At 71.9% G+C, this 6,186-nt stretch carries 6 protein-coding genes; 4 read left to right on the plus strand and 2 right to left on the minus strand.

Features of this window, described 5'->3' with window-relative positions; genetic code table 11:
• Both FV223_RS17760 and FV223_RS17765 read left to right on the plus strand, forming a co-directional pair.
• A partial coding sequence (locus FV223_RS17760) for a patatin-like phospholipase family protein (RefSeq protein ID WP_187276172.1) occupies positions 1 to 671 on the plus strand: 671 nt, incomplete at its 5' end.
• Between the two features lie 87 nt (positions 672 to 758).
• Positions 759 to 2,330 (plus strand): alkaline phosphatase D family protein, encoded by a 1,572-nt coding sequence (locus FV223_RS17765; RefSeq protein WP_147728266.1) that lies wholly within the window; start codon positions 759 to 761, stop codon positions 2,328 to 2,330.
• An 18-nt stretch (positions 2,331 to 2,348) separates the two neighbouring features.
• Here FV223_RS17765 and FV223_RS17770 read toward each other — a convergent pair whose 3' ends face one another.
• On the minus strand, positions 2,349 to 2,780 hold the full coding sequence (locus tag FV223_RS17770) for a CBS domain-containing protein (protein WP_147728267.1): 432 nt from the start codon (positions 2,778 to 2,780) through the stop codon (positions 2,349 to 2,351).
• A 230-nt stretch (positions 2,781 to 3,010) separates the two neighbouring features.
• Positions 3,011 to 3,832 carry a rhomboid family intramembrane serine protease gene (locus FV223_RS17775; RefSeq protein ID WP_147728268.1) on the minus strand — a complete coding sequence of 274 codons (822 nt, stop codon included), beginning with the start codon at positions 3,830 to 3,832 and terminating at the stop codon, positions 3,011 to 3,013.
• Positions 3,833 to 4,302: 470 nt separating this feature from the next.
• Here FV223_RS17775 and FV223_RS17780 point away from each other — a divergent pair, with 470 nt between their 5' ends.
• Together FV223_RS17780 and FV223_RS17785 are read left to right on the plus strand one after the other, a co-directional pair.
• Positions 4,303 to 4,953, plus strand: coding sequence for a PAS domain-containing protein (locus FV223_RS17780; RefSeq protein ID WP_147728269.1), 651 nt, complete (start codon positions 4,303 to 4,305; stop codon positions 4,951 to 4,953).
• A gap of 91 nt (positions 4,954 to 5,044) precedes the next feature.
• On the plus strand, positions 5,045 to 5,671 hold the full coding sequence (locus tag FV223_RS17785) for a PilZ domain-containing protein (protein ID WP_147728270.1): 627 nt from the start codon (positions 5,045 to 5,047) through the stop codon (positions 5,669 to 5,671).
• The last annotated feature ends 515 nt before the right edge of the window (positions 5,672 to 6,186 follow it).

Here is a 6,186-nt window from a genome sequence, read left to right on the forward strand (position 1 = left end):
GCTCCGGCCTGATCGGCGGCGACCGCCTGCGCCGGCGGCTGGTGCGCGACCTCGGCGACCGCCTCGTCGACGACCTGCCCGTGGGTTTCGCCTCGGTCGCCACCGAGCTCGGCACCGGGCATGAGGTCTGGCTCACCCGCGGGTCGCTGATCGAAGCCTTGCGCGCCTCCTACGCCCTGCCCGGGCTGTTCGCGCCGGTGGAGCGCGACGGGCGCCTGCTGATGGACGGGACGCTGGTCAACCCGGTGCCGGTGACGTTGGCCCGCGCGATGGGCGCCGACCTCGTCATCGGCGTGAACCTCGCCTGCGATCCGCGGCTGCGGGGCGGCGTGATCGAGCCCGAGGCGGTCGATCCGGTCGAGCAGGTCGTCACCGCCGTCGGCGCACGCCGCTGGAACCTGCTCGCCGGCCTGCGCAACCGCCGGGTCGCGCCGTCCGGGCCCGGCATCGGCCGGGTGATGTTCGATGCGTTCAACATCACGCAGGACCGCATCTCCCGCGCGCGCCTCGAGCGGGACCCGCCCGATTGCGCGATCGGGCCCGATCTCGCCGCCATGGGCCAGTTCGAGTTCCACCGGGCGGCCGAGGGGATCGCCGCCGGCCATGCGGCGACGCGGGCCGCCCTGCCCCGCATCCGGGCGATGGTACAGGCCGCGGCCGCGCGGGCCTGATACGTCACGCGACTGTCGTGTCGGCCTGCGATGCGGCCTCACGTCGGGGATCGGCACAGTGCCCGCCCGCCGCGAGGAGCCGACCCGATGGTGTCCAGCCGCCGCCAACTCCTGCTGACCGGCGGGGCCGGGCTCGTCGGGCTCGCCTCCGGCCTCGCCAGGCCGGGCCTCAGCCGCGCCGCCGACCGGCCGATTCTCACCCACGGGCTGCAATCGGGCGACGTCGGCTCCGACTCCGCGATCGTCTGGGCGCGTGCCGACCGGCCGTGCCGCGCGATCGTCGAATGGTCCACCACCGAGAGCTTTTCCGAGATCCGCGGCGGCACGGTCGCCGACGCGCTGCCGGAAACCGACGGCACCGTGAAGGTCGCGCTCACCGATCTGCCGCCGGGACAGGACATCCTCTACCGGATCCGTCTGGAAGACCTGGCCGCCCCGACGATCCGCGGGCCGGCCCAGGTCGGCCGTTTCCGCACTGCGCCGGCCGACCGTCGCTCGGTCTCGTTCTGCTGGTCCGGCGACACGGCGGGCCAGGGCTGGGGCATCGACGAGGCCCGCGGCGGCATGACGATCTACAAAGCGATGTTGGGCAACCGCCCGGACTTCTTCCTGCATTCTGGCGACACGATCTACGCAGACGGGCCGATCGCAGCCGAGGTGATGCTGCCGGACGGCACCCTCTGGCGCAACCGCGTCACCGAGGCGGTGGCGAAGCCGGCCGAGACGCTCGCCGAGTTCCGCGGCCGCTACAAGTACAACCTGACGGACGCGAACGTGCTGGCGATGAACGCGGCCGTGCCGATCCTGGCGCAGTGGGACGACCACGAGGTCACCAACAACTGGTGGCCCGGCGAGCCGCTGACCCGCGCCGAGCACCTCAGGAAGAAGTACGCCGACCCGAACGTGCGGGCCCTCGAGGTGCGGGCGTCCCGCGCCTTCCACGAATACATGCCGATGCGCTTCGAGCCGGCCGAGCCGGGCCGCGTCTACCGCAAGATCGCCTACGGCCCCCTCGTCGACGTGTTCATGCTCGACATGCGCTCGTATCGCGGGCCGAACGGCGAGAACCGCGAGACCCGCTACGGTCCGGACGCGTACTTCCTCGGGCCGGTGCAGCTCGCCTGGCTCAAGCGGGCGCTGGCGGAGTCGCGCGCCACCTGGAAGGTGATCGCCGCCGACATGCCGCTGGGGCTCGTCGTCACCTACGATCCCGAGCGGAGCTTCGGGTCGGAGGCGGTGGCGCAGGGCGACGGGCCGCCGCTCGGGCGCGAGCTCGAGATCGCCGACCTGCTGCGGTTCATCAAGACGGCGAACATCCGCAACACGGTGTGGCTCACGGCCGACGTGCACTACACGGCGGCGCACCATTACGATCCGAACAAGGCCCGCTTCCAGGAGTTCGAGCCGTTCTGGGAGTTCGTCTCCGGCCCGCTGCACGCGGGCACGTTCGGCCCGAACAAGCTCGACGACACGTTCGGGCCGCAGCTGCGCTTCGTGAAGGCACCGCCGGAGGGACAGGCGAACCTGTCGCCGGCGGCGGGCTACCAGTTCTTCGGCCACGTCGCCGTCGACGGGCGGACGGAGCAGATGACGGTGACGCTGAAGGACGCGGCCGATGCCGACCTCTGGCACGTCACCCTCGACCCCGCCCGGGGATGAGCGCGGCCCGATCCGGCCTCAGGCCATCGTGATGTAGTCGCGCATCGCCTGATGCTCGGCCTCGACCGCCGCGATCCGGCGCTTGACCACGTCGCCGATGGAGATGAGGCCGACCAGGCGGCCGTCCTCGCAGACCGGGACGTGGCGGAAGCGCCCGTCGGTCATCAGCTGCATCACGTCCTCCACCGTCGTGGCGCGCTTGCAGGTGACGACCTCGGCGGTCATGTGCGCGGAGACCGGCGCATCGAAGGCGCCGCCGCCGAGCTTGGCCAGCGCCCGCATGATGTCGCGCTCGGAGATAATGCCAGCGACCGACCCGTCGCCGTGGGTGACCACGAGGGCGCCGATCCGCTTCTCGGCCAGCAGGTGGATCGCCTCGTCGAGGGTCCGCTCGGGGGTGATGGTGACGATGTCCCCGCCCTTCTCGGCGAGGATGCGTGCGATGGTCATGAAGATCCCTCCCAGGAGGTGAAGCCGCGCGCGCCGTCAGCCACGGTGCGCGCCGACCGCGACGTGCCCGGGTTGATCCCGGATCGCGCCTGCGCTCCGCGCGAGTGTGTGGCGGATGCCGCGTCATGGCAAGGCCGGGCACGACCGTCTCGGGGGTCCGTTCGCTACGCCAATGCTGATCTCGCCGGCCGAGACCGGCAGCGAAACAGTCGTGCCCGCCCGCACCGGGACTATTGCGCGACCGGTTCCCGCGGATCGACGAACGGAAACATCAGGAAGCCGACGACGAAGCCGCCCAGATGCGCGTCCCACGCGACGGCGGCGCTCTCGGCGCCGAGCGGCAGGCTGATCAGGCCGAACAGCAGGTTCGTCGCCATCCAGATCACCAGGAAGGTCACCGCGGTGCGGTTGCGCAGGAGCTCCGGCACCGTCTCGACCGGCCGCCGGGGCGGCAGCTGCCAGGGCTGGGTGCCGTAGCCCGGCAGCGGCGGCTGGAACACGAAGCGGGCGGCGGCCGCCATCAGCGCCGACACGCCGGCCGAGGCGCCGATCAGCGGTGCGGTGCTCAGCGGGTCGATCGCCACGTGCAGCGCGCCGCCGGCGACCGTCCCGGCGAGCCCGATCAGGCCGTAGCGCCAGGCACCGCAGCGCCGCGCCACCGGCGAGCCGAAGGCGGCGAGCCAGACGGTGTTGAAGATCACGTGCATCCACGAGCCGTGCAGCAGGCCGTAGGTCGCGAAGCTCCACAGGTACGGGCCGGGATCGGTCAGCACGTAGCGGGCGAAGGCCTCGCGCGCGGCCGCGAATTGGGCGTCGCCGACCTCGCTCGCCGCCCGCATCACCGCGTCGGCCTGGGCCGGGTCGAGCCACGTCGTCCAGCGGGACGGCACCAGCGCGAGGTCGAGGACCAGGCGGATGTCCCAGCTGTCAGGCAGCAGGATCTCGCGGACCGCGTGGATCGCGAGCAGGAGGCCGATCGAGACGGTGACCACGCCCGGCATGTTGAAGACGGGCACGCGGCCCTGGCGCGGCAGATCGGGCGAGGCATCCATGGCGCCACATGTCGGCGCGGCGGCCCGCGGGGCAAGGGCCTGCGGCGACGGCGGCGGCCGGAATGCCGGTCGGCGAACAAAAAAAGGGAGGTGGCCCGGTGATGGACCCCCTCCCTGAAGCGAAGGATCCCCGAGCCCGCATCGGGTTCGGGCGCCGTCCGGACCAGGAGACGGCGGGGCGCCGAGCGCCCGATCTCTCCGTGCCCCTCGCAAAGGCGACCCGGAGGCGTGGCCGGCGCGGGGCGAACCCGAGCCGTCACGCTGTCGTGATCACTGTCATGCGGCGGCGCGCGTCACGCAACGTCAACCTCTTCGTAACCTTAACGAAGGGTTGCGCGAGCTTGGCCGCGGCCGGGGGCATAGGCTGTGCGCCGTGGGTCTCGAACTGCCGCCGGATGCATCGCGCCTGATCGCAGGTGTTCCGAAGCGGCACCCATCGTCACGCCGCCGTGCATCGTTCCGGGACACTCATGAAGCATCCGACGAGCCGCATGCTCCACAGCTACTGGGATCGGATCCGCGGCCAGCGCTGTGCGCCGGAGCGCGCCGAGATCGAGCCGGGAGAGATCCGCCACCTGTTGGCCGACAGCCTGATCCTCGAGATCGACATGCCGCACCGGACCGCGACCCTCCGGCTCGCCGGCACCCGGGTCTGCGCCCTGTTCGGGCGGGAGCTGCGCGCCTCGCACCTGTCCGATCTCTGGGGCACGGCGCCCGCCGACCCCTGGCGGATGGTCGAGATCGTGGCGCACGACGCGCTCGGCGTCGTCGCGGGGCTGCGCGGCACCAACAGCGCCGGCGAGGCGATCGACCTCGAGTTCCTGCTCCTGCCGCTGCGCCACCGCGGGCGCACCCAGGCGCGGGCGCTCGGCACCCTGAGCCCGGTGAGCCCGCCGGCCTGGCTCGGCCTGCGGCCGCTCGTCCGCCTCGACACGCTCTCGCTCCGGGTGCTGAACCGGCCCGAGGCCGGGCTGTTTCGGGGTGATTCGGCCGACGGCGATGCCGGCCTCGCGATCCTCGCCTCGGAGGCCGGCTCGTTCGGTGCCCTCCCCCCGCCGGCCAACGACGGCAGCCCCTTCCGTCGCGGCCATCTCCTGGTCCACCGCGGCGGCCGAATCTGACCTGAGATTGCGTCATCCGAAAAAAAGGGTTTCGTAACGAGACCGCGTTAGGTTTTGAGTCCGATCACCAACGGATCAAGCCGGCTTCGGAATGAACACGGCGCAGACACCAGTGGGAACGACCACGTTGCGCCTCGCGCAGGCCTCCGATCTGCGCCGCCACCAGCGCGTGCCGGTGGCGCTGCTCGGTCGCTACATGCTGTCGGATCGCCGCGAATACCCGTGCCAGACCGTCGACATGTCGCCCGGCGGGGTCCGTCTGACCTGCGCGGTCGTGGGCGAGCTCGGCGAGCGCGTGGTGCTGTACCTCGAGCATATCGGCCGGATCGAGGGCGTCATCGCCCGGCATCCCCCGGGTGGATTCGCCGTGCAGCTTTCGGCGACGCCGCGCAAGCGCGACAAGATCGCCTCGCAGCTCACCTGGCTCGCCAACCGCGAGATCCTCGGCCTGCCGGAAGGCCGAACCCACGAGCGCGTCGTGCCCAAGCAGCCGGCGGTGATCGTGCGTCTGGAGAGCGGGCGCGAGATCAAGGCGCGGGTCATCGACATCTCGATGTCCGGCGTGGCCCTGGCCAGCCTGAACGTTCCCCCGCTCGGCGCGACCGTCACGATCGGCAGCACGCCGGGGAAGCTCGTGCGCTACTTCGAGGGCGGGTTCGGCGTCCAGTTCATGCTGCCGCTCTCCCCCGATCGCTTCCACGACGGCATGACGCTGTAGACGCCGCGCTCCCGAGACCTCGGACAGCCGCCATCGCAGGCGACCGGCGCGCGCGTCGCGTCGCGTGATCGGCCGATCCCGAGCGATGCCGTCATCGCAGGCGCGCCGCTGACCCGACCCGACACCGGCCAGCGCTGCGAGGGGCCGACTCACGCCCGCGGCGTTCGCTCCGATTCGCCATCGGCGTGCGGCTGCGACATCGGGCGGTCGCGATCCGGCGGCACAAGGTTTCCCGATCCTCAACGCGATGCCGACAATCCGCGGCGTCGCCACAGCGTCCGGTTCGGGCTGTTGCGAGCCGGTCCGGTCGCACCGGGGAATCGATAAAATTGCGCGGATCGGCTTCAGCGCCGCGGAGGGCGAGCGGCCCCATCCTGCCTCCATCGACGGAGGGTTGTGGCGATGGGCCGGGTGTTCAGCAGCAAGGGGACGGTGATCCGGGCGCTCGGCCTCGGGCTGTTCGCGCTTCTCGCCCCCGCCGTCGCCCCGGTCGCGGCGCAGACCCTGGCCTCGCT

Source organism: Methylobacterium sp. WL116, from assembly GCF_008039455.1.
Classification (GTDB): Bacteria; Pseudomonadota; Alphaproteobacteria; order Rhizobiales; family Beijerinckiaceae; genus Methylobacterium.